General features: G+C 71.7%; 15 protein-coding genes and 2 pseudogenes. 10 read left to right on the forward strand and 7 right to left on the reverse strand.

Translation table 11 applies throughout. The features are described 5' to 3' along the window. Positions 1–76 precede the first annotated feature (76 nt). The 3 genes and pseudogenes from IE325_RS47225 to IE325_RS22270 form a co-directional block, all read left to right on the forward strand. Positions 77–4,537, forward strand: a pseudogene (locus IE325_RS47225) (amino acid adenylation domain-containing protein); the annotation flags it as partial. A gap of 81 nt (positions 4,538–4,618) precedes the next feature. Beyond that, positions 4,619–7,729, forward strand: a pseudogene (locus tag IE325_RS47230) (amino acid adenylation domain-containing protein); the annotation flags it as partial. Between the two features lie 36 nt (positions 7,730–7,765). Beyond that, on the forward strand, positions 7,766–11,224 hold the full coding sequence (locus IE325_RS22270) for a non-ribosomal peptide synthetase (RefSeq protein WP_190071766.1): 3,459 nt from the start codon (positions 7,766–7,768) through the stop codon (positions 11,222–11,224). Positions 11,225–11,278: 54 nt separating this feature from the next. Here the strand turns inward: IE325_RS22270 and IE325_RS22275 are convergent, their stop codons facing one another. Further along, a complete protein-coding gene (locus tag IE325_RS22275; protein WP_190071767.1) occupies positions 11,279–12,295 on the reverse strand; it encodes an iron-siderophore ABC transporter substrate-binding protein in 1,017 nt (338 codons plus the stop codon). Between the two features lie 86 nt (positions 12,296–12,381). After that, positions 12,382–13,335 carry a methionyl-tRNA formyltransferase gene (locus tag IE325_RS22280; protein ID WP_190071768.1) on the reverse strand — a complete coding sequence of 318 codons (954 nt, stop codon included), beginning with the start codon at positions 13,333–13,335 and terminating at the stop codon, positions 12,382–12,384. 84 nt (positions 13,336–13,419) lie between these two features. Here IE325_RS22280 and IE325_RS22285 point away from each other — a divergent pair, with 84 nt between their 5' ends. Beyond that, entirely contained in the window at positions 13,420–14,745 is a 1,326-nt protein-coding gene (locus IE325_RS22285; protein ID WP_190071769.1) for a lysine N(6)-hydroxylase/L-ornithine N(5)-oxygenase family protein, read from the forward strand. Positions 14,746–14,749: 4 nt separating this feature from the next. Here IE325_RS22285 and IE325_RS22290 read toward each other — a convergent pair whose 3' ends face one another. The 3 genes from IE325_RS22290 to IE325_RS22300 form a co-directional block, all read right to left on the reverse strand. Continuing rightward, a complete protein-coding gene (locus tag IE325_RS22290) occupies positions 14,750–15,397 on the reverse strand; it encodes an isochorismatase family protein (protein WP_190071770.1) in 648 nt (215 codons plus the stop codon). 89 nt (positions 15,398–15,486) lie between these two features. After that, the gene (locus IE325_RS22295; RefSeq protein WP_190071771.1) at positions 15,487–17,322 is read right to left on the reverse strand and encodes a glycoside hydrolase family 15 protein; all 1,836 of its coding nucleotides are present in this window, start codon (positions 17,320–17,322) and stop codon (positions 15,487–15,489) included. 83 nt (positions 17,323–17,405) lie between these two features. Then, on the reverse strand, positions 17,406–18,185 hold the full coding sequence (locus tag IE325_RS22300) for a DeoR/GlpR family DNA-binding transcription regulator (RefSeq protein ID WP_190071772.1): 780 nt from the start codon (positions 18,183–18,185) through the stop codon (positions 17,406–17,408). 135 nt (positions 18,186–18,320) lie between these two features. Here IE325_RS22300 and IE325_RS22305 point away from each other — a divergent pair, with 135 nt between their 5' ends. Both IE325_RS22305 and IE325_RS22310 read left to right on the forward strand, forming a co-directional pair. Then, a complete protein-coding gene (locus IE325_RS22305) occupies positions 18,321–19,202 on the forward strand; it encodes an SIS domain-containing protein (protein WP_190071773.1) in 882 nt (293 codons plus the stop codon). Between the two features lie 23 nt (positions 19,203–19,225). Beyond that, positions 19,226–20,080 carry a class II fructose-bisphosphate aldolase gene (locus IE325_RS22310; protein ID WP_190071774.1) on the forward strand — a complete coding sequence of 285 codons (855 nt, stop codon included), beginning with the start codon at positions 19,226–19,228 and terminating at the stop codon, positions 20,078–20,080. On the opposite strand, the gene IE325_RS22315 is transcribed toward IE325_RS22310, so the two are convergent. Next, entirely contained in the window at positions 20,055–21,203 is a 1,149-nt protein-coding gene (locus IE325_RS22315) for a methyltransferase (RefSeq protein ID WP_190071985.1), read from the reverse strand. The genes IE325_RS22310 and IE325_RS22315 overlap by 26 nt on opposite strands. A gap of 68 nt (positions 21,204–21,271) precedes the next feature. On the opposite strand from IE325_RS22315, the gene IE325_RS22320 reads away from it, so the two are divergent. Together IE325_RS22320 and IE325_RS22325 are read left to right on the forward strand one after the other, a co-directional pair. Next, a complete protein-coding gene (locus IE325_RS22320) occupies positions 21,272–21,913 on the forward strand; it encodes an alpha-ketoglutarate-dependent dioxygenase AlkB family protein (protein WP_190071775.1) in 642 nt (213 codons plus the stop codon). 36 nt (positions 21,914–21,949) lie between these two features. Beyond that, positions 21,950–23,188, forward strand: a complete 1,239-nt coding sequence (locus tag IE325_RS22325; RefSeq protein ID WP_190071776.1) for an ROK family protein — start codon at positions 21,950–21,952, stop codon at positions 23,186–23,188. Here IE325_RS22325 and IE325_RS22330 read toward each other — a convergent pair. Further along, on the reverse strand, positions 23,185–23,580 hold the full coding sequence (locus IE325_RS22330; RefSeq protein ID WP_190071777.1) for a nuclear transport factor 2 family protein: 396 nt from the start codon (positions 23,578–23,580) through the stop codon (positions 23,185–23,187). The two genes, IE325_RS22325 and IE325_RS22330, sit on opposite strands and share 4 nt — an antisense overlap. Positions 23,581–23,701: 121 nt before the next feature. On the opposite strand from IE325_RS22330, the gene IE325_RS22335 reads away from it, so the two are divergent. Together IE325_RS22335 and IE325_RS22340 are read left to right on the forward strand one after the other, a co-directional pair. After that, positions 23,702–24,151 (forward strand): RpiB/LacA/LacB family sugar-phosphate isomerase, encoded by a 450-nt coding sequence (locus IE325_RS22335; protein WP_190071778.1) that lies wholly within the window; start codon positions 23,702–23,704, stop codon positions 24,149–24,151. Between the two features lie 69 nt (positions 24,152–24,220). Then, complete coding sequence (locus IE325_RS22340; protein ID WP_190071779.1) at positions 24,221–25,195, forward strand: hypothetical protein; 975 nt, start codon at positions 24,221–24,223, stop codon at positions 25,193–25,195. Position 25,196 lies beyond the last annotated feature (1 nt).

The raw sequence follows: 25,196 nt of genomic DNA on the forward strand, positions 1-25,196 counted from the left end.
GGCCCGCTCCGAGCGGATCCCGCCGCGCCCCACCGACACGGCGGCCCGGGTGCCGCTGTCGTACGCCCAGTCCCGGATGTGGCTGCTCCAGCAGCTCGACCCCGCCAGTCCTGCCTACAACGTCTGCCTGGCCATCCGCCTGCGCGGCCCGCTCGACGCCACCGCGCTGCGCACCGCCTTACAGGGCCTGATCGACCGGCACGAGATCCTGCGCACCCGCTATCCGGTCACCGCCGACGGCACCCCGGAGCAACGCGTCGACGCCGAGGCGGAGGTCGTGTTCGACACGGCCGACGTGCGAGAGCTGGCGGAGGCGGAACAGGAGCGGGCGGCGGCAGCCCTGGCCCGTACCGCCTCGGCCACCGCCTTCGACCTCGCCACCGATCACCCGCTGCGCGCCCTCCTGATCCGGCGGGCGGACCGGGACGACCACACACTCATCCTGACCGTCCATCACATCGCCTGGGACGGAGGGACGTTCAACGCCCTCTCCCGTGACCTGACCGCCCTCTATCGCGCGGCGGCTGAAGGGGAGCCGCCGCAGCTCGAACAACTCCCCCTCCAGTACGGCGACTTCGCTCACTGGCAGCGCGCCACCTGGACCGATGAGCGGCTGGCCGAGCACCTCGACCACTGGCGCACCACCCTCGTGCCCCCGCCCCGCCCCCTCGCCCTGCCCGTCGACGCCCCACGCGCCGCCCGCCCGACCGCCGACGGCGACCGGTGCTTCCACACCTTCGCCGCCGACCTCACCGACCGACTGACCGTCTTCGCGCGGGCCGCCGGCGTGACCCCCTTCATGGTCCTGTTCGCCGGACTGGCGGCCCTGCTGCACCGCACCACCGGCGCCACCGACGTCCCCATCGGCTCGGCCGTCATGAACCGCGACCTCCCCGGGCTCGAGAACCTGATCGGCAACTTCGGCAACACCCTCGCCCTGCGCGCCGACCTCTCCGGCGACCCGGGATTCGCCGAACTCGTCGAGCGGGTACGGCAGTTGTGCACGGACGGATACGCCCACCAGGACATGCCGTTCGACAAGCTGGTGGAGCGGCTGAAGCCGGAGCGGCAGCCGGGGCGCTCCGTCTACTTCGACGTCATGCTCCTCTTCCTCACCCAGGGACTCGAAGGTCCCCGGTTCCCCGGGGTGAGTGCCACATGGGAGACCGTCCACAACGACACCACCCAGTTCGACCTGTCCCTGGAGGCCTTCCTCACCGACGGGCGGCTGCGGATCGAGGCCACCCACCGCAGCGGCCTCTTCGCCCCGGACACCGTCGACCGGCAGCTCCGGCACCTGGAGACGCTCCTCGACGCGGCGCTGGCCGACCCGGAACTCGCCGTATCCCGGCTGTCGTTGATGACCGAGGCGGAGGAGCGCCTGGTCCTGACGGAGTGGAACGCCACCGACCACCCCGTCCCGGCCACCCATCTCACCGACCTCCTCGCCCAGCAGGCCGCACGCACCCCTCACGCCCCCGCTCTCCTCGCCGACGACGGCTCGCCGGATCTCGACTACGCCGCACTCCACACCCGCGCCAACCGGCTCGCCCGGCTGCTGATCTCCCACGGCGTGGGCCCCGAACAACTGGTGGGCGTGGCCCTGGACCGTGGCACCGATCTGGTGGTGGCGCTGCTCGCGGTGCTCAAGGCGGGCGCCGCCTACCTCCCGCTGGACACCGGATACCCGGCCGAGCGACTGGCGTTCATGGTTGAGGACGCCGCGCCGGCGCTCGTCCTGACCGGCCCGGACACGGCCCGGGTCCTGCCGCCCGGGGTGCCGCTGCTCCTGCTGGACACGGACCTTACCGACTTCGACGCCGCCGAAATCACCGACGCCGACCGCCTCCAGCCGCTGCGGCCCGAGCACCCGGCGTACGTCATCTATACCTCCGGTTCCACCGGTCGCCCCAAGGGCGTCGTCGTCCCGCACTCCGGGATCGTCAACCGGCTGCTGTGGATGCAGGACACGTATGAACTCGGGCACGACGACCGGGTGTTGCAGAAGACGCCGGCCGGTTTCGACGTGTCCGTCTGGGAGTTCTTCTGGCCCCTGATCACCGGCGCACAGCTGGTGCTCGCCCGGCCCGGCGGCCACCGCGACCCCGGTTATCTCGCCGGGCTCATCCACGAGCGGCGGATCACGACCGCGCACTTCGTCCCTTCGATGCTGCGCGTCTTCCTCGACGACCCCGCCGCCGGGCGGGTGCGCGGAGTACTGCGCCGCCTGGTGTGCAGCGGCGAGGCCCTGCCCTCCGAACTCGCCGAGCGCTGCGCCGAGTTGCTGCCCGGCACCGCACTGCACAACCTCTACGGCCCCACCGAGGCCGCCGTGGACGTCACGGCATGGCCGAGCGCCGAGGGGACGAGGTCGGCCGCCGGTTCCGTGCCCATCGGGTGCCCGGTGTGGAACACCCGCACCCTCGTCCTGGACGAGTCCCTGCGCCCCGTACCGCCGGGCGTCCCCGGCGAGCTCTACCTCGGCGGCGCCCAACTCGCCCGCGGCTATCTGAACCGCCCCGGCCTGACCGCCGACCGCTTCGTCGCCGACCCGTACGGCCCGCCCGGCGCCCGCCTCTACCGCACCGGCGACCTGGTGCGCTGGAGTGCGCAGGGGGCGCTGGAGTTCCTCGGCCGATCCGACGACCAGGTGAAGATCCGCGGCTTCCGCGTCGAGCCGGGCGAGACCGAGGCGGCGGTGGCCGCGCTGCCCGGGATCTCCCAGGCGGCGGTGACGGTACGTCAGGATCGGTCGGGTGACCCCTGGTTGGTGGCGTACGCCGTGCCCCAGCCCGGGGCCTCGCCGGAACCGGAACCGCTACAGCTCCGGCGGGACCTCAAGGTGACGCTCCCGGAGCATCTCGTACCCTCCGCCGTCGTCCTTCTCGACGCCCTGCCCCTGACCCCCAACGGCAAGCTCGACCGCGCCGCCCTGCCCGCGCCCGACCTCGCCGACCTCACCACCGACACCGGCCCCCGCACCGAGGCGGAGGCGACGCTGTGCGCCCTGTTCGCCGAGCTGCTCGGGCTGCCGTCCGTCGGCATCCACGACGAGTTCTTCGCCCTCGGCGGCCACTCCGTGCTGGCCACGCACCTGGTCGCCCGCATCCGCGCCGAGCGGGGAGCCGACGTCCCCCTCCGCGCCGTATTCGACACGCCCACCGTGGCCGAACTCGCCCCGCTCCTCGCCACCCCGGCCACCGAACTCCGCCCCGCGCTGCGCCCGGCCCCACGCCCAGACCCGGTGCCGCTGTCCTCCGCCCAGGCCAGGCTGTGGTTCCTGTACCGGCTGGAGGGGCCGACCCCGACGTACAACATCCACACCGCCGTACGTCTCACGGGCCCGCTCGACGCCGACGCGCTGCGGGCCGCGCTCCACGACGTCGTAGCCCGGCACGAGGCGCTGCGCACCGTCTTCCCGGACGTCGACGGCACGCCCCATCAGCGGGTCGTGGCGGATGTGACCGTGCCCTTCGAGGTCGTCCCGGCGCGAGCCGGAGAACTCGACGCGCTCCTGCGCGAGGCCGCCGCGTACTCCTTCGACTTGGACACCGAGATCCCCGTACGGGCCACCCTCTACGCCCTCGCCCCCGACGAGCACATCCTGCTCCTCCTCGTCCATCACATCGCGACCGACGGCTGGTCGGCACAGCCGCTGCTGAGGGACCTGGAGGCCGCGTACGAGGCGAGACTGCGGGGCGTCCGGCCCGCATGGTCACCGCTCACGGTGCAGTACGCCGACTACACGCTGTGGCAGCTGCATGGGGAACATGACGACGAACTGGCCTACTGGGCACGGCAGTTGGAGGGAATTCCGGAGGAACTCCAACTACCCGCCGACCGACCCCGCCCCGCCGTCGCCGGATACCGCGCCGGGGCCGTGGACTTCGCCCTCGACGCCGAGGTGCATGAGGCGTTGCGGGAGCTGTCCGCCGCGACCGGCGGCACTGTCTTCATGGCGCTCCAGGCCGCACTCGCCGTTCTCCTCGGACGTATGGGCGCCGGGGACGACATCCCCCTCGGCACCCCGGTCGCCGGGCGGGGCGACGCGGCTCTGGACGATCTCGTGGGCCTCTTCGTCAACACCCTGGTGCTGCGCACCGACATCTCCGGCGACCCGACGTTCCGTACGCTGCTCGCCCGGGTGCGCGAGACCGACGTGGACGCCTACGCCCACCAGGGCCTGCCTTTCGAGCGGCTGGTGGACGCGCTCGCCCCCGCCCGCTCGATGGGCCGGCATCCACTGTTCCAGGTGATGCTCGCCCATCAGCAAGCCCCGGACGAGGCAAGGGACTTCGCGGGGCTCACGCTCGGCGAACTGCGCGTCGACTTCTACACCGCGAAGACCGACCTCGCCTTCCATGTCTTCGAGCGGCCGGACGGCGACGGCATCACCGGCGCGCTCGTGTACAGCCGCGACCTGTACGACCCCGACACCGCACGGGACCTGGTGGAGCGGTTCGTGCTCCTGGTCGGTGAGCTGGCCCGGAAGCCCGACCTGCCGGTGGGCCTGGCCGATGTCCTCACCCCGGGTGAGCGTGCCCGGATGCTCGGGGAGTGGAACGACACCGCGCATCCGATGCCCGCCACCACCCTGACCGCCCTGTTCGAGGAACAGGCGGCGATGACTCCCCGGTTGACCGCCGTGGAGTACGGCATAGAGGGCGGTACGCGACTGACGTACGGCGAGCTGAACGCCCGCGCCAACGCCCTTGCCCAGCAGCTGACTTCGCTCGGCGTCGGGCCCGAGCGCTGCGTCGGTATCCACCTGGAACGCTCGGTGGAGATGGTCGTAGGACTGCTCGCGGTGCTGAAGGCGGGCGGGGCGTTCGTGCCGCTGGAGCCGACCTGGCCGGCGCGCAGGATCGCCGAGGTGTGCCGTGGCGCGGCGCTGACGGCGGTGCTGGGCCGTCCGGGCGGTACGGCGGAACTCGGGGACGAGGCGCCGCCGTTCGTCGAGGTGCGCCTGGACGGTCCGCAGCAGCCGGACAACCCGGACGTCCCCGTCGACCCGGAGGGCCTCGCCTACGTCATCCACACCTCCGGCTCCACCGGCGTCCCCAAGGGCGCCATGATCCGCCACCGGGCCATCGCCCACCGGCTGCTGTGGCAGCGCGAGCTGCTCGGCTTCGGCACGGACGACGCGGCCCTGTTCAAGGCGCCGCTCGGCTTCGACATCTCCATCAATGAGATCTTCCTGCCGCTGGTGCACGGCGGACGCGTGGTCATCGCCGAACCCGGCGGTGAACGCGACGTCGACTACCTCCTCGACACCGTCGAACGACACCGGGTCACCTTCACCTACCTCGTCTCCTCCATGCTCGACCTGCTGCTCGAACTCGACGGCTTCGCCCGGCGGGCCCGCTCGCTGCGGCATGTGTGGTGCGGCGGCGAGGTGCTCACCCCGGAACTGTTCGCCCGCTTCCGCGCCGCGAGCCCCGCGGTGATGTACCACGGGTACGGACCGGCCGAGGCCACCATCGGCGTGAGCCACGTCGTCTACCGCACCGGCGCCCTCCGCAGCGCCGTCTCCATCGGCCGCCCCAACGGCAACACCCGCCTCTACGTCCTGGACGACCGGTTGCAGCCGGTGCCGGTCGGCGTGCCCGGCGAGCTGTACGCCGGGGGCGTCTACCTCGGCCGCGGCTATGTCAACGACCCCCGCCGTACCGCCGACCACTGGGTGGCCGACCCGTTCGGCCCGCCCGGCGAGCGGCTCTACCGCACCGGCGACCTGGTGCGATGGCAGCGCGACGGCACCCTGGAGTTCCTCGGCCGGGCGGACAACCAGGTCAAGATCCGCGGCATGCGCGTCGAGCTGGAGGAGATCGAGGCGATCGTCGAACAGCATCCCGGCGTACGACGTGCCGTGGTCGTCATCCGGGAGGACGCCCCCGGCGTCAAGCAGCTCGCCGGGTACCACCTGGCCGCCGCCGACACCGGCGACCTGCACAGGTGGCTCCGGGAACGGCTGCCCGAGCACATGGTGCCGCGCACGCTCACCGCCCTCGACGCGTTCCCGCTGCTGCCCTCCGGCAAGGTCGACCGCGGCTCCCTGCCCGCGCCCTCGGTGCCGACCTCCGGGACGGAGACCCGGGCACCCGCCGACGAACGCGAGCGACGGCTGTGCGAGTTGTTCGCGTCCGTCCTCGGACTCAGCCAGGTCGACGTCGACGACAACTTCTTCGAACTCGGCGGCGACAGCATCGTCTCCATCCGCCTGGTGACCCTGGCCCGCAAGGCCGGTATCGCGCTCAGCCCCCGGCATGTCTTCCAGACCCCGACCCCGGCCGGCCTCGCCGCATCCGCCGAGCGAGCCGACACCGGCACCCGCCCCGCCGACGAGCCGGTCGGCGAAGTGGAGCTGACCCCGGTCATGCACTGGGCGGCAGGACCCGACGGCTCCTACGCCGGGCTCGCCCAGGCGGTGCTCCTCGTGACCCCGCCGGATGTCACCCACGACCGTCTCGTCGCCGTACTCCAAGCGGTACTGGACCGACACGACCTGCTCCGGGCCCGGTTGACGGACAAGCTGGTGGTGCCCGCCGAAGGGGCGGTCCGTGCGGGCGAGTTGCTGAGCGAGGCGGGGGACGGGGCGCTGCAGGATCAGCTGGCCGCCGCCGCGGGCCGGCTCGACCCGGCGGCCGGGCGCATGCTCCAGGCCGTGCGGTTCACCGAGTCGGGACGGCTGCTGCTGGTGGCCCATCACCTGGTCGTGGACGGGGTGTCCTGGCGGATCATCATGTCCGACCTGGAGGAGGCCTGGCGGCACGAGGACCGGGCCCTGCCACGTGGCGGTACGTCCTTCCGTACCTGGAGCAGGCTCCTCGGCGAGGAGGCCCGCAATCCGGAGCGGATGCGTGAACTGACCTGGTGGACAAGGGCGGTGGACGAAGTGCGTCCGCTGATCGACCGCAGCCCGGGTACCTGGGGCACGCCACTGGAGCGGAACCTGGTGCTGCCACCCGGCATCACCGGGCCCCTGCTCGCCGACGTACCCGCCGCCTACCACGCCGCCGTCCCCGACGTCCTGCTCACCGCCCTCGCCCTCGCCGCATCGGCCTGGCGGGAGCGGCGGGGTGACCTGACCGGGCGTGCGCTGCTGGTGGGCCTGGAGGGGCATGGGCGCGAGGAGGGCATCGCCGAGGGCGTCGATCTGTCGTCCACCGTCGGCTGGTTCACCACCTTCCACCCCGTCGGCATCGACCCCGGCCCGCTGGATGTGGACGAGGCGCTGTCCGGAGGGCCCGCCGCGGGCACCGCGCTCAAGCGGATCAAGGAGCAGCTGCGCGCCGTACCCGACCACGGGATCGGCTACGGCCTGCTGCGCCACCTCAACCCCGACACCGCAGCCGCCCTGGAGAAACTGCCGCAGCCGCAGATCCTCTTCAACTACCTCGGCCGCTTCACCGCCTCAGGCTCGGACCAGGAGCCCTGGGAACTCGCCCCCGAAGCCCCCATGCTCCGGGTGCCCGCTCCGGCCACCGCCTTCGGCCTGGAGATCAACGCCGTCGCCGTCGAGGAGACGGATGGTGTCCGGCTGCACATCTCAGCCTCCTGGCCGGACTCCTTCCTGACCGAGGCGGAGGCACGGGACCTGCTCGGCCTCTGGGAACGCGCCCTGCACGGCCTGGCCCGGCACACCCCGGCCGGCGGCCTCACCCCGTCCGACCTCCCCCTGGTCGAACTGACCCAGGAGGACATCGACGACTTCGAGCACGACTTCTGAGCCCCACGCACGACTCGAACGACTTCGGAGGAACCGGTGACGCAGCACCCCCCGACCGCGGACGAGCTGCTCCGTTCGGTCACCGACACATTCGGCCCGGAGGCGGCGCCCAGCGAGGACGACAGCCTCATCGCCTGGGGCCTGGACTCGATCACCCTGATGAGGATCGCGGGCGGCTGGCGCAAGCGCGGCGTCCGGATCAGCTTCGCCGAGCTGGCCAAGGAACCGACCCTGCGCGCCTGGCGGACACTGCTGGAAGCCCACGTCCCGGCGCCCCCGCCCACGGTGAGCGCGGCACCCGCCCGGCCCGAACCCCGCGAGCCGTTCCCGCTGGCCGTGATGCAGCACGCGTACTGGATCGGCCGCGGCGACGAGACCACCCTGGGCTCCGTCGCCGCCCACCTCTACGTCGAGTTCGACGGCCCCGGCATCGACCCCGACCGGCTCGACACGGCCGTACGAGCCCTCGCGGCCCGCCACGGCATGCTGCGCGCCCGCTTCACCGACGACGGCCACCAGCAGATCCTGCCCGACCTCACCGGCCCCGCGACGGTCCTCCACGATCTGCGGACATACGACACCGGCCAAGCCGCCGCCCGCCTGGAGGACATCCGGCACACCTCCTCGCACGCCCGCCTGGACGTAGCCGTCGGCAAGGTCTTCTCCGTACAGCTCTCCCAGCTCCCGGACGGCTCCAGCCGGCTGCACGTGGACGTCGACATGCTGGCCGCCGACGCCCTCAGCTACCGGGTGCTCCTCTCCGACCTGGCCGAGCTCTACGCGAACCCGGCCGCCCCGCTTCCCCCGATCCGCACCAGCTACCCGGAGTACCTCGCCGAGCGCGCCGACGTACGGCGGCTGAGCCGGGAGCAGGCGCGGGAGTGGTGGCAGCGGCGGATCCCGGAACTGCCCAGCGCGCCCGAACTCCCGCTGGTGCCCGAGGCGGACCGCACGGACCCGACCCGGGTGACCCGCCGCCACCACTGGCTGCCGCCGCAGGAGAAGCGGCGCCTGACCGCCCGCGCCCACCAGCACGGGCTGACCCCGGCCATGGCCGTGGCGACCGCCTTCTCCGAGGTCCTGGCCGCCTGGAGCGGACAGCCCCGGTTCCTGCTGAACGTGCCGATGTTCGACCGCAGGGGCTCCCACCCCGACGTCGACCTCCTCGTCGGCGACTTCACCAGCTCGGTGCTGCTCGACGTCGACCTCGCCGGGGAGGGCTCCTTCACCGAGCACGCACGGCGTCTGCAGGACCGTATGCACACCGATGCCGCGCATGCCGACTACTCGGGCGTGGAGGTACTGCGCGACCTGTCCCGGCACAACGGCGAACAGGTCCTCGCCCCCGTCGTGTTCACCAGCGCCCTCAACCTCGGCGAGCTCTTCGACACGGGCGTACGGCAGTCCTTCGGCAAGCCCGTCTGGATCATCTCCCAGGGGCCGCAGGTGCTGCTCGACGCCCAGGTCACCGAGGTCGACGGCGGACTCCTCGTCAACTGGGACGTCCGCGAGGACGCCTTCCCGGCCGGCATGGTCGACGCGATGTTCGCCGCCTTCCACGGCCTCGTCACCCGGCTCGGCACCGACGACACGGTGTGGGAACGCCCGGTGCCGGCCCTGCTGCCGGCCGAGCAGTCGGCACTGCGCGCCAAGGTCAACGCCACCGAGGGCCCGCGCAGCCACCGGCTGCTGCACCAGGGCTTCTTCGCCCACGCCGCCGAACGGCCGGGCGCGCCCGCCCTGCTGTGGGGATCCGAAGGCGCCCTCTCCTACAGCGAGTTGGCCGACCGTGCGCTGCGCACGGCCGCGGCGCTGCGGGAGCGGGGCGTGCGCCCCGGCGACACGGTCGCGGTCAGCCTCCCCAAGGGGGCCGATCAGATCACCGCCGTACTGGGCGTGCTGGCCGCCGGTGCCACGTATGTGCCGATCGGCGTCGAGCAGCCGCCCGCCCGCCGCGACCGTATCCGCGCCACCGCCGGCTTCCGTGTCGCCCTGACCGACGGACGCCCCGTCGAGGGCCTCGACGCCCTGCCGGTCAGCGAGGCGGTACGCACCGCCCCGCTGCCGGATCCGGTGACGGTGGACGAGGAACAGCCCGCCTATGTGCTGTTCACCTCGGGCTCCACCGGGGAACCCAAGGGCGTCGAAGTGCCGCACCGGGCGGCCATGAACACCATCGACGACCTCAACGACCGTTATGGCGTGGGCAGTTCGGACCGCTGTCTCGCCCTGTCCGCGCTGGACTTCGACCTCTCCGTGTACGACGTCTTCGGGCTCCTTGGCGCGGGCGGCGCCGTCGTCCTCGTGGCCGACGACGACCGGCGTGAGGCGAGCGAGTGGGCCGACCTGGTGCGCACGCACGAGGTGACCCTCATCAACTGCGTGCCCCCGCTCCTCGACATGCTCCTCCTCGCCACCGCGCCCGGTGAACTACCCAGCGTGCGTGCGGTGTTGCTCGGCGGTGACTGGGTGGGCACCGACCTGCCGGGGCGGCTCGCGGAGCGGGCGCCGGGCTGCCGGTTCACCGGGCTGGGCGGGACCACGGAGACCGCGATCCACTCCACCGTCTGCGAGGTGCCTGGATCCGAAGTCCCGGCGCACTGGCGGTCGGTGCCCTACGGCACGCCGCTGCGCAACGTCCGTTGCCGAGTCGTCGACGCCCAGGGCCGGGACTGTCCGGACTGGGTGTCGGGGGAGCTGTGGATCGGCGGGGACGGGGTGGCGCTCGGCTACCGTGCCGATCCCTCGCGTACGGCCGAGAAGTTCACCGAGGCGGACGGGCTGCGCTGGTACCGCACCGGTGACCTCGCGCGGTACTGGCCCGACGGGACCCTGGAGTTCCTCGGGCGCCGGGACCACCAGGTCAAGGTGCGGGGCTTCCGGATCGAGCTGGGCGAGGTGGAGGCGGCCCTCGCCGGGCACCCCGCGGTACGGCGTGCCGTGGCGGGGCTGACCCGGGGGCAGGGCGTCCAGCTCGCCGCAGCGGTGGCCGCCGACGCCGGGACGGCCGAGGACGAGCTGCGGGAGTGGGCGCGCTCGGTGCTGCCGCCGCACATGGTCCCGGCCCGGATCGCCGTGGCCGCGGAACTGCCGCTCACCTCCAACGGCAAGCTCGACCGGCGTGCCGTACAGGAGCTGTGGCGGGTGGAGGGGGCGGACGGTCATCGGGCGCCCGGCACCGCCCTGGAGACGGTCGTGGCCGGTGTCTGGCGGGATGTCCTCGGCGTCGAACGCGTCGGCCTCGACGACGGCTTCTTCGCCCTCGGCGGCGACTCGGTCCTCGCCACCCTCATCGTGGGCCGGCTGCGTGAGGCGCTGGACACCTCCGAGGTGTCCGTGCGCTCGCTCTTCGCGACCCTCACGGCGGGCGGCATGGCGAAACGGCTGTCCGCCGAGGAGGAGACACCCGGGCGGCTCGAACAGGTCGCCGCGATCCAGCTGGAGATCGAGGGCATGTCGGCGGAGGAGATCGACTCCGCACTGCGCGACACCTGACAGAAGGAGGGGCGGGGTGCCCGAAGACGCCCTGCCCCTCCTGTCCGTTGCCCGTCAGTCGAGCTTCTTGAAACCGGGCTCCAGGTTGTTCAGCGCCCACGGGATGCCCAGCGCGGACGGGCTGCGCAGCTGGCTGATGGTCGCGACATCGGTGACGACATAGCGGCCGTCCTTCACCGCGGACATGTTCTTCACCAGGTCGCTGGCCTCGAACGCCTTCTTCAGGTCCGGCGTGGTGAACGCGATGACCGCGAGATCGGCGTCGAGCTTGTCCAACTGCTCGAAGGACAGCTCACCGGTCGGACTGCCGTTGACCGTCTTGATGTTCTTCACCGACGGGGTCAGGCTCATCCCGACCTGGCTCATCAGCTTGGCGGCGAAGTCCTTCTCCGAGGCGATGGTGAAGATCTTCGCCGGGGTGTTGCCGATGGACAGGCTGTACGTCTTGCCGTCGAGCTTGGGGTGCTTCTCCTTGACCGCGGCGATGCTGTCCTCGGTCTCCTTGACGACCTGCTCGCCCTGGTCCTCCTTGCCGACGGCCTGGGCGACCACCTGCACATGCTCCTGCCAGGTCTGCTGCCCCCACGCCGTCTCGTAGCCGATGGTGGGTGCCACCGCGGCGAGTTTCTTGTAGTCCTTGTCGAGGGTGAAGTCGGAGGTGGCGAGGATCAGATCGGGCTGGAGGGAGGCGACCTTCTCGTAGTCGACGGCCGTCAGCGTGTCGAGGAGTTCCGTCTTCTTCGTGTCGATCTTGCCCTTCAGCCACGGGTACACGCCGTCCGAGCTGAGGGAGTCCTTCGAGATGGCGACCGGGGTGACGCCGAGCGCGTAGAGCGCGTCGATGTCGTCCGTGCCGCCGTTGCCGATCACCACGATGCGTTCCGGTGCCTTGGCGATCTTCGTGGTGCCGAACTTGTGCTTGATGGACACCGGGAAGGCGGACGAGGAGTCCGCCTTCGCGTCACCGGAGGCGTCGGTGGAGGTGTTGGAGTCGTCCTCGACGGAGCCGCAGGCTGCCAGCGCAGCGACCAGAGTGGCGGTGAGAAGGGGGATGAGGAGCTTTCTCGACATGCGCGCCAGTAAAGCAAGGTAAGCCTTGCCTTAGCAATGTGTTTCGGACAACTTCTTTGCTTTTGACGGGAGTTGGCGATCTCTGATCACGGACGGGTGGTCAGATAGCCCCCCATCGTGCGGAAGTAGTCGGTCGCCGCGTACTCCGTGCCGTCGTCGGTGCGCAGCCGTCGGATCACCAGCCCCGGGTGCCGGCCGCTGTGGGCGTCCGCGCCCGCCACGATGACGATGCCGTCGCCCTCGCGGATGAAGATGCGGCCCGGAGTGCCGCCGTAGCGGCCCTCGGAGACGGCCGCCGAGACGATCCGGATCCGCTGCCCGCGATGGAACGTGTACGCGTTCGGATACGGGTCCGACTGGGCCCGCACGAGGCGCTCCAGGCGCTCCGCAGGCCAGCTCCAGTCGATGCGGCTGTCCTCCGCCGAGCGCTTGTGGAAGAAGCTCGCGCGGCTGCGGTCCTGCGGCTGCCACTGGGCGGCGTCCCTGCCGGACGCGATGAGGTCGAGGGACTCGCGCACGATGGGCGCGATGAGGTCGACGGTGCGGTGGAACAGGTCCGTCGCGGTGTCGGCCGGGCCGACCGCCACCGAGCGCTGCACCAGGATGTCCCCGGCGTCCAGGTCGGCGTTCATACGGTGCGCGGTGACCCCGACGCGCTCCTCGCCGTTGATGAGCGCCCAGATGATGGGCGAGAAACCGGCGTAGGACGGCAGCAGTGAGTCGTGGACGTTGAGCGTGCCGTGCGGTGGCAGGTCGAAGAGCTCCGGGGGCAGCCAGGTGCGCCAGTTGTTGGCGACGAGGATGTCGGGCCTCGACTCCCTTACGGCGTCCAGGAGTTCGGGGTCGTCGGGGCGGTTGCGCAGGAGGACGGGGACGCCGTTCTTCTCGGCCAGTTCGGCGACGGAGTCGTCCCAGATCTTCTCGTAGGCGTGGTCGCTCTTGGGGTGGGTGACCACGAGGACGACCTCGTGATCGGAGTCCAGCAAGGCCTGCAGTGTGCGGTGACCCCAGGTCTGGTAGCCGAACATGGCGACGCGCATGCGGTTCTCCCCTTCGGCGGGCTCCATTGCAAGGTAAGGCTAACCTTATCTAACATGTGGCTGCCTGAGGGAGGCGATGCCACGGTGAAGTCACCGCTCACGGGATCGGACACCACCCATGACGTCCTCGGAATAGGTTTCGGGCCGTCGAATCTCGCACTGGCCATAGCGATCGACGAACACAACGCAGGCCTTCCGGCCGACCGTCGGATCAACGCCCTTTTCCTGGAACGCCAGCCACGTTTCGGCTGGCACCGGGGCATGCTCATCGACGACGCCACCATGCAGGTGTCGTTCCTGAAGGACCTTGTCACGCTGCGCGATCCGGCCAGCGACTTCAGCTTCCTGTGCTTCCTGCGCGAGCGCGGCCGGCTGATCGACTTCCTGAACCAGAAGACCCTCTTCCCGCTCCGCGTCGAGTTCCACGAATACTTCGAGTGGGCCGCCGAGCGAGTGCGGCACCTCGTGGCGTACGACCATGTGGTCACCGCCATCGACCCGGTGCGCGACGACACCGGCACGGTGACCCACTTCGACGTGGTCTGCCGCGACCCCGAGCGCCCCGGCCGGACCGTCACCCGCCGAGCCCGCGACATCAGCGTGGCCGTCGGCCTGGAACCCCATGTGCCGCCCGGCGTCGAACTCTCCGAACGCGTCTGGCACAACAGCCAGTTACTGCCCCGCGTCACCGAACTCGCCGCCACCGGACGGCCCGTGCGCCGGGCGGTCGTCCTGGGCGCCGGGCAGAGCGCCGCCGAGACCGTCGACTATCTGCACCGCTCCTTCCCGGAGGCCGAGGTCTGCGCGGTGTTCGCCAAGTACGGCTACACGCCCGCCGACGACAGCCCCTTCGCCAACCGCATCTTCGACCCGGAGGCGGTGGATGTGTACTTCGAGGCGCCCTCCGAGGTGAAACAGTCCCTCTTCGACTACCACCGCTCCACCAACTACTCCGTGGTCGACATGGAGTTGATCGAGTCCCTGTACGCCACCGCGTACCAGGAGAAGGTCACCGGCCGGGAGCGGCTGCGGTTCCTCAATGTCTCCCGCATACGTGACGTCCGCCCGCGTGGCGACGGCCCTCTGGACGTCGCCGTGGAGTTCCTGCCCACCGGCGAGAAGCAGGTCCTGCGGGCCGACGTGCTCGTGCACGCCACCGGCTACCGGCCGCGTGACCTGGGCACCCTGCTCGGCGAGGCGGCGAAGGTCTGCCTCAGGGACGACGGCGACGCCATCCGGGTCTCGCGCGACCACCGGGTGGAGACGGCGCCCGACGTCGCCGCGGGGATCTATCTCCAGGGCAGTACCGAGCACACGCACGGGCTCACATCGAGTCTGCTGTCGACGACCGCGATCCGCGCGGGGGAGATCCACCGCTCGCTGCTGGCCCGCCGCACGGCATCCGTCTGAGCGGTCAGACCGCTTCCGCCGCGGGCACGGCGGGGCCGAAGACCGCCACCACCCGGTCCGTGGACGTCACCGCCCCGCATGTGTCCGCCACCCACTCCAGCGCGAACCCGTGGCTGCCGGAGGAGGCGTCGGCGATGGCGTCCGCGACGACGAACGGCTCCAGGTCCTGCACCCAGGCGTCGGCGGCGGTCATCAGCACCCCGACCCGGGCGAACAGCCCCGCGATCACGACCTGGTCCCGCTTCAGATCGCGCAGCCTGCTGTCCAGGCGGGTCCGGGCGAAGGCGCTGTGCTTGCGCGCGGTGAGCACGGCGTCCCCGGAGCGCGGCTCGACCTGCTCGGCGAACGCCTCGCCGTCCCGGTCGGCCGGCGCCGCGGGCCGCCGTACATACAGGGCGGGCCCGCGCTCCCCGGCGGGCACCGAGTGGATGACGGGCACGCCCGCGGCATGCGCGGCGCTCACCAACCGGCCGGTGTTCGCGAGGAGTTCGGCGACCGGCGCGCCCTCCTCCGCCAGGACGCGCACGAAGCGCCTCTGTAAGTTCAGGACCAGGACCGCCGCCCGGCCCGGGTCGAGGCTCCACCCCGTGGTGTCGTCGGGCAGCATCGCGGGGGTCGGCATGACGTACGGGAAGATCGAGCCAGGCGTCATCTCGGGTGCCCTTCGGGTGAGTTGGGAACCCTTATTAGGTTAGCCTCACCTAACTTCGATGTCTTGCCGATAACCCCTGCGAACCAGCCTCATCCCAGTGCACGGTCCAGATTGAACGCGGCACTGATCAGCGCCAGATGCGTGAACGCCTGCGGGAAGTTGCCCTGCTGCTCGCCGGTGTGGCTGATCTCCTCGGCGTACAGGCCCAGATGGTTGGCGTACGTCAGCATCTTCTCGAAGGCGAGCCGCGCCTCGTCGACCCGGCCCGCGCGGACCATGGCCTCGACATACCAGAACGAGCAGATGGAGAACGTGCCCTCGTCGCCGCGCAGTCCGTCGGGGCTCGCCTCCGGGTCGTAGCGGTAGACCAGCGAGTCGGACACCAGGTCCTGGGTGAGCGCGTCCAGGGTGGACAGCCACTTGGGGTCGGTCGGCGCGATGAACTTCGCCAGCGGCATCATCAGCACGGCCGCGTCCAGCACATCGTCGTCCTCGTGCTGGACGAACGCCTTGCGGGTCTCGGACCAGCCGCGCTTCATGATCCGCCGGTAGATCGTGTCCCGGCACGCCTGCCAGCGCGGCAGATCGGCGGGCAGACCGCGCCGGTTGGCCATCCGGATGCCCCGCTCGATCGCCACCCAGCACATGAGCCGCGAGTACAGGAAGTTCTTGCGGCCGCCGCGGGTCTCCCACACGCCCTCGTCGGGCTGGTCCCAGTGCTCGCACACCCAGTCCACCAGGGTGCAGACATCGTCCCACTGGGCGCTGGAGATGGGCTGCGCCCACTTGTCGTAGAGGTAGATGGAGTCGATCAGCGCGCCGTAGATGTCGAGCTGGAGCTGGTCGGAGGCCGCGTTGCCGATGCGCACGGGGGCGGAGCCCTGATGGCCCTCCAGGTGCGGGAGTTCGGTCTCGGTGAGGTCCGTGCGGCCGTCGATGCCGTACATCACCTGGAGCGGGGCGGAGTGGCCGTCGGCGCACGGACTGACGTACTGCGTCAGGAACTTCATGAACGCCTCGGCCTCTTCGGTGAAGCCGAGCCGCAGCATCGCGTAGACGCAGAAGGCGGCGTCGCGCACCCACACATACCGGTAGTCCCAGTTGCGTTCGCCGCCGAGCTGCTCGGGCAGGCTCGTCGTCGGCGCGGCGACGATCGCGCCGGTCGGCGCGTAGGTGAGCAGCTTCAGCGTGAGGGCCGAGCGGTGCACCATCTCCCGCCACCGGCCCCGGTACTTCGAGCGGGACAGCCAGCCGCGCCAGTACGCCACCGTCGTCGCGAACTGCTCCTCGGCCTCGGTCCGCGCACACCTGCGCGGCGACACCTCACCGCCGACCTGGTCCAGGGCGAACACCGCCGACTCGCCCTCGGACAGCTTGAAGTCGGCCCGGGTGTCCAGGCCGTCGACCTCCAGCGGGACGGTCGCGGTCAGCCCGAGCGACAGCGCCTCGGACTCGAACACCGCCACATCGCCGACCATGCGCACGGTGTGCGGCCGCCTGCCGTAGTCGAACCGCGGCGCGACACGGGTGCGGAAGGGAACCGAACCGCGCACGCACACCACCCGCCGGATCAGCCGATGCCGCTCGGCCTCCACCGACCCGCCGTCCACCGGCATGAAGTCCTGCACCTCGCCCACGCCGTCCTCGGTGAAGAACCGTGTGATCAGGACATTGGTGTCGGGGAAGTAGAACTGCTTGGTCCGCGCCGGCACCGACGCCGAAAGCTCGAAGCAGCCGCCCCGCTCCGCGTCCAGGATCGCGGCGAAGACGCTCGGGGCGTCGAAGGACGGGCAGCAGTACCAGTCGATGGTGCCCTCGGTGCCCACCAGGGCCACGCTGCGCAGATCGCCGATCAGCCCGTGCTCGGCGATCGGCACATAGCGCGTCGCCCCGGGTACGGCCGTCCCCGTCGGGGTTGTGCTCATCGCAGCCTCCCTGGCCCGCCATGCGCCTCGTTCCCCAGCCTAGGTGGAATCGGCGCGATGAGGGGGCGCATCGGAGCGCTGGCTCAGACCGTGACGACCCTCAGGCCCGCCTCCTCGAAGCCCCGCACCGTCTCCGGGTCCGCCGAGGCGTCCGTGACCAGGGTGTCCACCGCGTCGGTCGCGCAGATCCGGGCGAACGCGCGCCTGCCGAGCTTGCTGGAGTCGGCCGCCACGATCACCCGCTCGGCCCGCTCGCACAGCAGCCGGTTGATCGCCGCCTCCGCCTCGTCGTGCGCGGCGGCACCATGCGTCACATCGAAGCCGACGACGCCGAGGACCGCCACATCGATGGTGATCTGGCCCAGCACCCCGTCCGCGAGCGGCCCGATGAGCTCGTACGACTGGGGGCGCGCGACCCCGCCGGTGACCACGATCTTGAACTGCGGACGCACGGCCAGCTCATTGGCGATGTTGAGCGCGTTCGTGACGATCGTCAGCGCCGGCGAGCCGGACGCCAGATCACTGCGCACGGCCAGGGCGCGTGCCACCTCGGTGGTCGTGGTGCCGCCGGTCAGCCCGACCGCCTCGCCGGGCGCGACGAGACCGGCCACCGCCTTGGCCACCCGCTGCTTCTCGGAGGCGTGCCGGGCCGTCTTGTAGCGCAGCGGCAGTTCGTACGACACTCCGTGGACCACCGCGCCGCCCCGGGTGCGGACCAGCATCTGCTGCTCGGCGAGCTGGTCGAAGTCACGCCGGATCGTGGCGGCCGACACCGCCAGCTCGGCGGCCGCCTCCTCGACGTCCAGCCGGCCCCGCTCGACGAGCAGCTCCAGCAGCGCCTTCCAGCGGGCGTCGCGCGACATCCAGCGTCTCCATTCCTCGACCTTCGGCGACCCTAGCGCACCCAGATCCACCGGACTGCTTGATAATGCTCGAAAATCAGCGATATCTTGCAAGAAAGAGCATGAAGGTTGAATGGGAAGCCGGAGGGCGGCGGCATGACGCATGTCGAGGACGAACTGAACAGCCAGCCCGAGTGCTGGACCCGCGCCGCGGCCGAGGCGGCCGGCCTCGGCGGATCGCTGCCGGCGCCGGGGGAGCGGGTCGCGGTCGTCGGCTGCGGCACGTCGTACTTCATGGCGCAGGCCTTCGCCGCGCTGCGCGAGGGATCGGGCCAGGGGGAGACCGACGCCTTCGCCGCGTCCGAGTTCCCGCACGGGCGCACCTACGACCGCGTCCTCGCCCTCACCCGCTCCGGTACGACGACTGAGGTGCTCGACCTGCTCGGGCGGCAGAAGGGGCGTACCCGCACCGTCGCGATCACCGCCGACCCCGACACACCCGTGATCGCCGTCGCCGACGACCTCGTCGTCCTCGACTACGCGGACGAACGCTCCGTCGTGCAGACCCGCTTCGCGACCACCGCCCTCACCCTGCTCCGCACCCACCTGGGCCTGCACACCGACGCGGCGATCACCGACGCCCAAGACGCGCTCGTCGCCGAACTGCCCGAAGGGCTCGTGGAATGCGGGCAGTTCACCTTCCTCGGCGGCGGCTGGACCGTCGGACTCGCCAACGAGGCCGCGCTGAAGATGCGCGAGGCGTCGCTGTCCTGGACCGAGGCCTACCCGGCGATGGAGTACCGGCACGGCCCGATCAGCATCACCACTGACGGCACCGCGACCTGGATGTTCGGCGAGGCGCCGGAAGGCCTCGCCGCACAGGTCCGCGCCACCGGCGCCCTGTGGATCGAGGGCCGCCTCGACCCGCTCGCCGAACTGGTCCGCGCCCAGCGCCTCGCGGTCGCCGTCGCCGCGGCCCGCGACCTCGACCCGGACCGCCCGCGTCACCTCACCCGCTCGGTGATCCTCGCCCCCTGACCCGCCCCAGGAAGGAACAGGAGATGCCTCTCACGACCACCGGCGAGCTCATCACCCGTGCCGCCGCAGCCCGTTCAGCCGTCGCCGCCTTCAACGTCATCACCCTCGAACACATCGAGGCCGTCATCGCCGGTGCGGAATCGGTGAGTTCACCCGTCGTCCTCCAAGTCAGCGAGAACGCCGTCAAGTTCCGCTACGGACGGCTGCTGCCGCTCGCCCGCGCCGCCGTCGCCGCCGCCGAACGCGCCGCCGTGCCCGTCGCCCTGCACCTCGACCACATCCAGAGCGACGACCTGCTGCGCCAGGCGCCGGACGCCGGATTCAGCTCCGTGATGTACGACGCGGCCCGCCTGCCGTACCTGGACAACCTCGCCGCGACCAAGGCGGCCGCCGACTGGGCGCACGCCCAAGGCCTGTGGATCGAGGCCGAGTTGGGCCGCCTCGGCGGCAAGAACGGCGAGCCGCCGCTGGACGCCCACGCCCCGGGCGCCCGCACCGACCCGACCGAGGCCCACGCCTTCGTCGCCGACTCCGGGGTCGACGCCCTGGCCGTCGCCATCGGCAGCTCGCACGCCATGACGACCCGCACCGCGACCCTCGACCACGAACTCCTCAAGCGCCTCACCGCCACCCTGGACGTCCCCCTCGTCCTGCACGGCTCCTCTGGCGTCCCCGACGACGAACTGACCGCGGCCGTCGCGGGCGGCATCACCAAGGTCAACGTCGGCACGGCCCTCAACATCGCCATGACGGGCGCGATCCGCGACCATCTCGCCGCCCATCCGGAGGCCGTCGACTCCCGCACCTATCTGAGCGCGGGCCGTGAGGCGATGGTGCGGGCGGTGGCCGACATCATCGGGCTGCTCGGGGCTCCCTGACCGCCCTGAGCACCACGAACTTCGGGTCCCCGGCGACGAGTCGGCAGTTGCCGAACAGCCGCCGCAGCTTCACGTGGTACCCGAGATGCCGGTTCCCGATCACCCACAGCTCACCGCCCGGCTTGAGCGCACGCCGCGCACCCGTGAACATCCGCCAGGCCGTCTCGTCGGTCGTCGCCTGGTGCGAGTGGAACGGCGGATTGTTGAGCACGAGGTCGACACTCCCGGCCGGCACGCCCGCCATCCCGTCCCCGACCCGGAACTCGGCGTGCCCCGGCACCCCGTTCGCCCGGTACGTCGCCTCCGCCGAGGCCACGGCCTGGAACGACTCGTCCACGAACAGCACCTCGGCCTCCGGGTTCGCCAGCGCCACCGCCGTACCGACCACGCCATTGCCGCACCCGAGGTCGACCACCCGCCGCTCGCCGTTGACCTTCGGCAGATGGCCCAGGAAGAACCGTGTCCCGATGTCCAGCCGGTCGGCGCAGAAGACCCCGGCGTGATTGACGACCGTGCCCTTCGAGGCGGCGCCGATGCCGTCGGGGAGCGTGTAGGAGTACGGCCACGGGTTCGGGGGGCGCTTCAGCGACGGCTCGGGCGTGCACAGGATCAGCCGGGCCTTTTTCTCGGCGAGCGAGGTGCGGGTCGGGCCGATGATCCGCTCGAACAGCTGGAGCGTCGAGGTGTGGATCTCCTTCACCATGCCGGTGCCGACGACCACCGTGCCCTCGTGCACCGCGGGCGCCAGCCGCAGCAGCTGGTCCTCCAACAGCGCCAGGCTCTTCGGCACCCGCACGAGCAGGACGTCGACGCGGTCCGGCGGGGTGTCCTGCGTGGTGAGGAGCCGTACGGTGCCGGGCTCGACGCCGAGCCGGGCGAGGTTGGCCCGGGTCGCCTCCTGCGCCAGATGGGAGTCGGTGATCTGCGTCGGCCGGTGCGCCGCGAGCGCCGTGACCAGGGCGCCCCAGCGGTCACCGACGACCACGACCGTGCCGGCCAGCGGGATCTCGCTCTCCGCGAGGTGCCTGAGGAGGTACTCGTCGGAGGCGTCCCAGGCACGCAGCCTCTCGCGCGGGTCCTCGGGGAAACGGGTGAGCGCGAACTCGCCCCACGGCGTCGTCATACGGTCGTTCATGGTGCGTCCAGGCTAGCGGAACCGCAGCTCAGGGATGGTGGGGGAGGATGGGAGGTATGGACCGGGAGCTGTTCCCTCGGGAGCGTACGGAGGTCGCGCCGGGCGCGGTGCACGTACCCGACTGGCTGGACGCGGCGCGCCGGCGCGAGCTGCTAGCGGCCTGCCGCGAGTGGGCGCGCCCACCGGCAGGGCTGCGCACGGTCCGTACACCCGGCGGCGGCACGATGACCGCCCGCCAGGTCTGCCTCGGCTGGCACTGGTACCCGTACGCCTACGCCCGCACGGTCGTGGACGGCGACGGCGCCCGGGTGAAGCCGTTCCCGGGGTGGCTCGGCGAGCTGGGCCGCGAGGCGGTACGGGACGCGCTCGACGTGGCGGGGCCGGCGTACGACATCGCGCTGATCAACTTCTACGACGCCGAGGCCCGCATGGGCATGCACCGCGACAGCGACGAGAAGTCGGACGCGCCGGTCGTGTCCCTGAGCCTCGGCGACACCTGCGTCTTCCGCTTCGGCAACACCGAGACCCGGACCCGGCCGTACACGGACGTCGAACTGCGCGACGGCGACCTGTTCGTCTTCGGCGGCCCGTCCCGTCTCGCCTACCACGGCGTACCGAAGGTGTACCCGGGCACGGCACCGCCGGAGTTGGGGCTGACCGGGCGGTTGAACATCACGCTCAGGGTGAGCGGGCTGTAGGCCGCCGCATTCGCGGATCATGGGAGACTCGCCCTCATGAGCGGCAAGGCGGACCCCCGGCCGGCGGGGGAAGGGACCACCTCGAGGACGCGGTTGGACCGGGGGCGCGGTGCGCTCGGGCCCGCGTTGGAGCTCGTGCACACCGGGCGGGCGCCCACGCGTGCCGTCCTCACCGCGGAGCTAGGGGTGACCCGGGCCACGGCCGGCGCGGTCGCCGCCGAGCTGGAGGCGCTCGGACTGATCCGGGTCGACGCCCGGCCCGGCGCGGCGGCCGGTTCGCAGGGGCGGCCCTCGCACCGGCTGGCGGTCGCCGAGGACGGGCCCGTCGTCCTCGCCGCACAGGTCCACGCCGACGGGTTCCGGGCGGCGCTGGTCGGCCTCGGCGGCCGTATCGTCGCCACCGCGCCCGGCTGCGAGACGGTGGACGCCGATCCCGCGAAGGTCCTCGGCTCGGTCGTCGAGGCGGGCGCCGACCTGCTGCGTACGACGGGCCGCCGCTGCGTCGGCGCGGGCCTCGCCGTCCCGTCCGCCGTCGCGGAACCCGACGGTCTCGCCCTCAACCCCCTGCACCTGGCGTGGCCGGTGGGCGCCCCCGTCCGCCGCATCTTCACGGAGTGCGTGCGCGCGGCCGGGATCACCGGTCCCGCGTTCACCGGCAACGACGTCAACCTCGCCGCGCTCGCCGAGCACCGGCACGGCGCGGGGCGCGGCGCGCGCGATCTGCTGTGCGTGGCCACCGGGCACCGCGGCGTCGGCGGCGCCCTGGTCCTGGACGGCCGCCTGCACACCGGCAGTTCGGGCCTCGCCCTGGAGGTCGGACACCTCACCGTGAACCCCGAGGGCAGACCCTGCCACTGCGGCAGCCGCGGCTGCCTCGACGTCGAGACCGATCCGCTGGCCTTCCTCACGGCGGCGGGACGCGAACCGGGCCCCGAGGTCTCGCTGCTCCAGCAGTCCAAGGACCTGATCGCCGGCCACTACGACGACCCCACGATCCGCACCGCCACCGAGGCCCTCATCGACCGCCTCGGCCTGGGCCTGGCCGGCCTGGTCAACATCCTCAACCCGGACCGCATCATCCTCGGCGGCCTCCACTGCACCCTCCTCGACGCCGACCCCGAACGCCTGCGAGCCGTCGTCGCCGACCGCAGCCTCTGGGGCCAGAGCGGCAGCGTCCCCATCCTCGCGTGCACCCTCGACCACAACAGCCTGGTCGGCGCGGCGGAGTTGGCGTGGCAGCCGGTCCTGGACGATCCGCTGGGGGCGCTGGCCTAGAGGCTGCTCGGCGGGGGCAGGCGGAGCTCGCGGCGTACTGCGGGCGTGTCCTCGTACACCCGCCACTCGCTGACCAGCCCGTCGGTGACACGGGCGGTCCACAGGGCCGGACCGGCGAGTTCCGGGCGTGAGCAGAGGGAGTATCCGGACACGGTGACGACCTCGTTCCGTACGGACAGGTCGGTGAACACGTTGCGGTAGTCCGGGAACGCGGCGAAGAAGCCGCGCCATGCCTCCAGACACGCCCCCTTCCCCCGGACCGTGCCGCCCTCGGTGTCGATAAAGACGTGGTCCTCGGACATCAGCGGTTCCAGCTCTTGCAGGTCACGGGCGTTGATCGCGGCGTTGAAGCGCTGGACGACATCCCTTGCCTCGATCTGCCGGGTCGGCATGGCCTCTCCTCTGCTGCTGCGCGGCTCCCCTCCATGCTCGGTCGCGCGCCGGGCTTGCGCATGCCCCGTGGGGGGCTCGGTCGAGCCTGGGGCGGCGCATGCCCGGCGGTACGCTCGGAGCATGCGGATCTCCGTCTCCTCCGACATGGACGAACCCGTGGCCCGCCTCCTCGTCGCCGAGTTGCGCGAGCGCGGCCACGACGTGGCGACCCACGGCGCCCTGAGCCCCGGCGCCGACCGTCAGTGGGCGGCCTGCTCGGAGGCGGCAGCCCGCGAGGTCGCCGCCGGTACCGCGGACCAGGCCGTCGTGTGCTGCTGGACCGGCACGGGCGCCTCCATCGCCGCGAACAAGGTGCCTGGCGTACGGGCGGCCCTGTGCACGGACGCCTACACGGCGGACGGCGCCCGCCGCTGGAACGACGCCAATGTGCTCGCCCTCAGCCTGCGCCTGACTTCGGGGCCGCTGCTCAAGGAGATCCTCGACGCGTGGTTCACCGGCGAGGTGAGCGGGGACGCCGAGGACCGGGAGAACGTGGCGCGCGTGGGGCGGTTGGACGGCAGCGGGCGCTAGGTGTCTCGTCCAGCCCTGTCCCGTGCTCCGAGCGGGTCCGGTCCGAAGGGCCTGGCATAGGCTCACTCGGTGATCACCGACGACATGCCGCTCGATGAACTCGCCCGTGTCTGGGAGGAGATCCGGCAGGAGTACGACGACCCGCGCAATGACACATACGACCGGAGGGTCCTCGACTGTGCCGCGCGGCTGGCCGCCGATCCCGGCGGGGACTCGGCCTACGTCTGGACGATCGGTCTGCTGATGATGGCCCCCTACGTCGCCTGGGCGCCGGGCGACGGCGTAGTACCGGAGGCCAGAGCGGCGCTGGAGGCGGCCGACGGCGCCCTGCGCGACCGGCCCTGCGAACACGGGACGCACCCCTACCGGGAGCATGAGCCCGAACTCGACGAGGACCTCGCCCAGCAGCTGTGCGACCTCCCCGACCCGAACGCCGCATGGGACGAGAACCACCCCCGTGAGCAGTGGCTCTGTCCACGCAACGTCGCCGGACTCGCGCGGATCGCCCTCGACATCATCGAACCCGGCTCGGCACCGGACGTCCCACCCCGGCTGCCCGTGGGCGCCCAGGACGACATCGACTCGCTGTCCGCCCTGTTGCACGGCTACCCGGACCCGGGAACCGACATCAACGAGGAGATCACCCTCCAGGCGGAGGCACTGCGCTCCGCCGACCCGGCGGACCGCCCCGGACGTCTGCTGGTCGTCATGGCGGTCACCTGGTACGCCGTCTCCGACTTCGTACGGGACGCCTCCGTACTCGAGACACTGATCGCTGCGCTGGAGGCGACGCTCCCGGACCACGCCGCCGCGACTTGCGCACACGACGGCCACCCGACCCCACCCCGCAGCAGCCCGAGCGCCGCCGCACTCGGCATCAGGCTCAGCAGCCCCGGAGGACGCGCCCTCTACGAACACCACCGCACACGATCGGCTCCCCTGGAGCACCTGCTGTGCCCGGTAGCCCTGGCGGACATCACGAAGGACTCGCTGAGCGCTCTGGGCGCCCGACGCGAAGAACTCCTGGGCGGGTCCGGCCGCTAGG

Origin of the sequence: Streptomyces lanatus (assembly GCF_014655715.1) — a bacterium.
In the GTDB taxonomy this organism is placed as follows: Bacteria; Actinomycetota; Actinomycetes; order Streptomycetales; family Streptomycetaceae; genus Streptomyces; species Streptomyces lanatus.

Excerpts from the sequence above, each read along its gene's own strand:
- IE325_RS22275 (WP_190071767.1), bottom strand. The coding sequence starts at position 12,295 with ATGTCGAGAAAGCTCCTCATCCCCCTTCTCACCGCCACTCTGGTCGCT.
- IE325_RS22280 (WP_190071768.1), bottom strand. The coding sequence starts at position 13,335 with ATGCGCGTCGCCATGTTCGGCTACCAGACCTGGGGTCACCGCACACTG.
- IE325_RS22290 (WP_190071770.1), bottom strand. The coding sequence starts at position 15,397 with ATGACGCCTGGCTCGATCTTCCCGTACGTCATGCCGACCCCCGCGATG.
- IE325_RS22295 (WP_190071771.1), bottom strand. The coding sequence starts at position 17,322 with ATGAGCACAACCCCGACGGGGACGGCCGTACCCGGGGCGACGCGCTAT.
- IE325_RS22300 (WP_190071772.1), bottom strand. The coding sequence starts at position 18,185 with ATGTCGCGCGACGCCCGCTGGAAGGCGCTGCTGGAGCTGCTCGTCGAG.
- IE325_RS22305 (WP_190071773.1), top strand. The coding sequence starts at position 18,321 with ATGACGCATGTCGAGGACGAACTGAACAGCCAGCCCGAGTGCTGGACC.
- IE325_RS22310 (WP_190071774.1), top strand. The coding sequence starts at position 19,226 with ATGCCTCTCACGACCACCGGCGAGCTCATCACCCGTGCCGCCGCAGCC.
- IE325_RS22315 (WP_190071985.1), bottom strand. The coding sequence starts at position 21,203 with ATGACGACGCCGTGGGGCGAGTTCGCGCTCACCCGTTTCCCCGAGGAC.
- IE325_RS22320 (WP_190071775.1), top strand. The coding sequence starts at position 21,272 with ATGGACCGGGAGCTGTTCCCTCGGGAGCGTACGGAGGTCGCGCCGGGC.
- IE325_RS22325 (WP_190071776.1), top strand. The coding sequence starts at position 21,950 with ATGAGCGGCAAGGCGGACCCCCGGCCGGCGGGGGAAGGGACCACCTCG.
- IE325_RS22330 (WP_190071777.1), bottom strand. The coding sequence starts at position 23,580 with ATGCCGACCCGGCAGATCGAGGCAAGGGATGTCGTCCAGCGCTTCAAC.
- IE325_RS22335 (WP_190071778.1), top strand. The coding sequence starts at position 23,702 with ATGCGGATCTCCGTCTCCTCCGACATGGACGAACCCGTGGCCCGCCTC.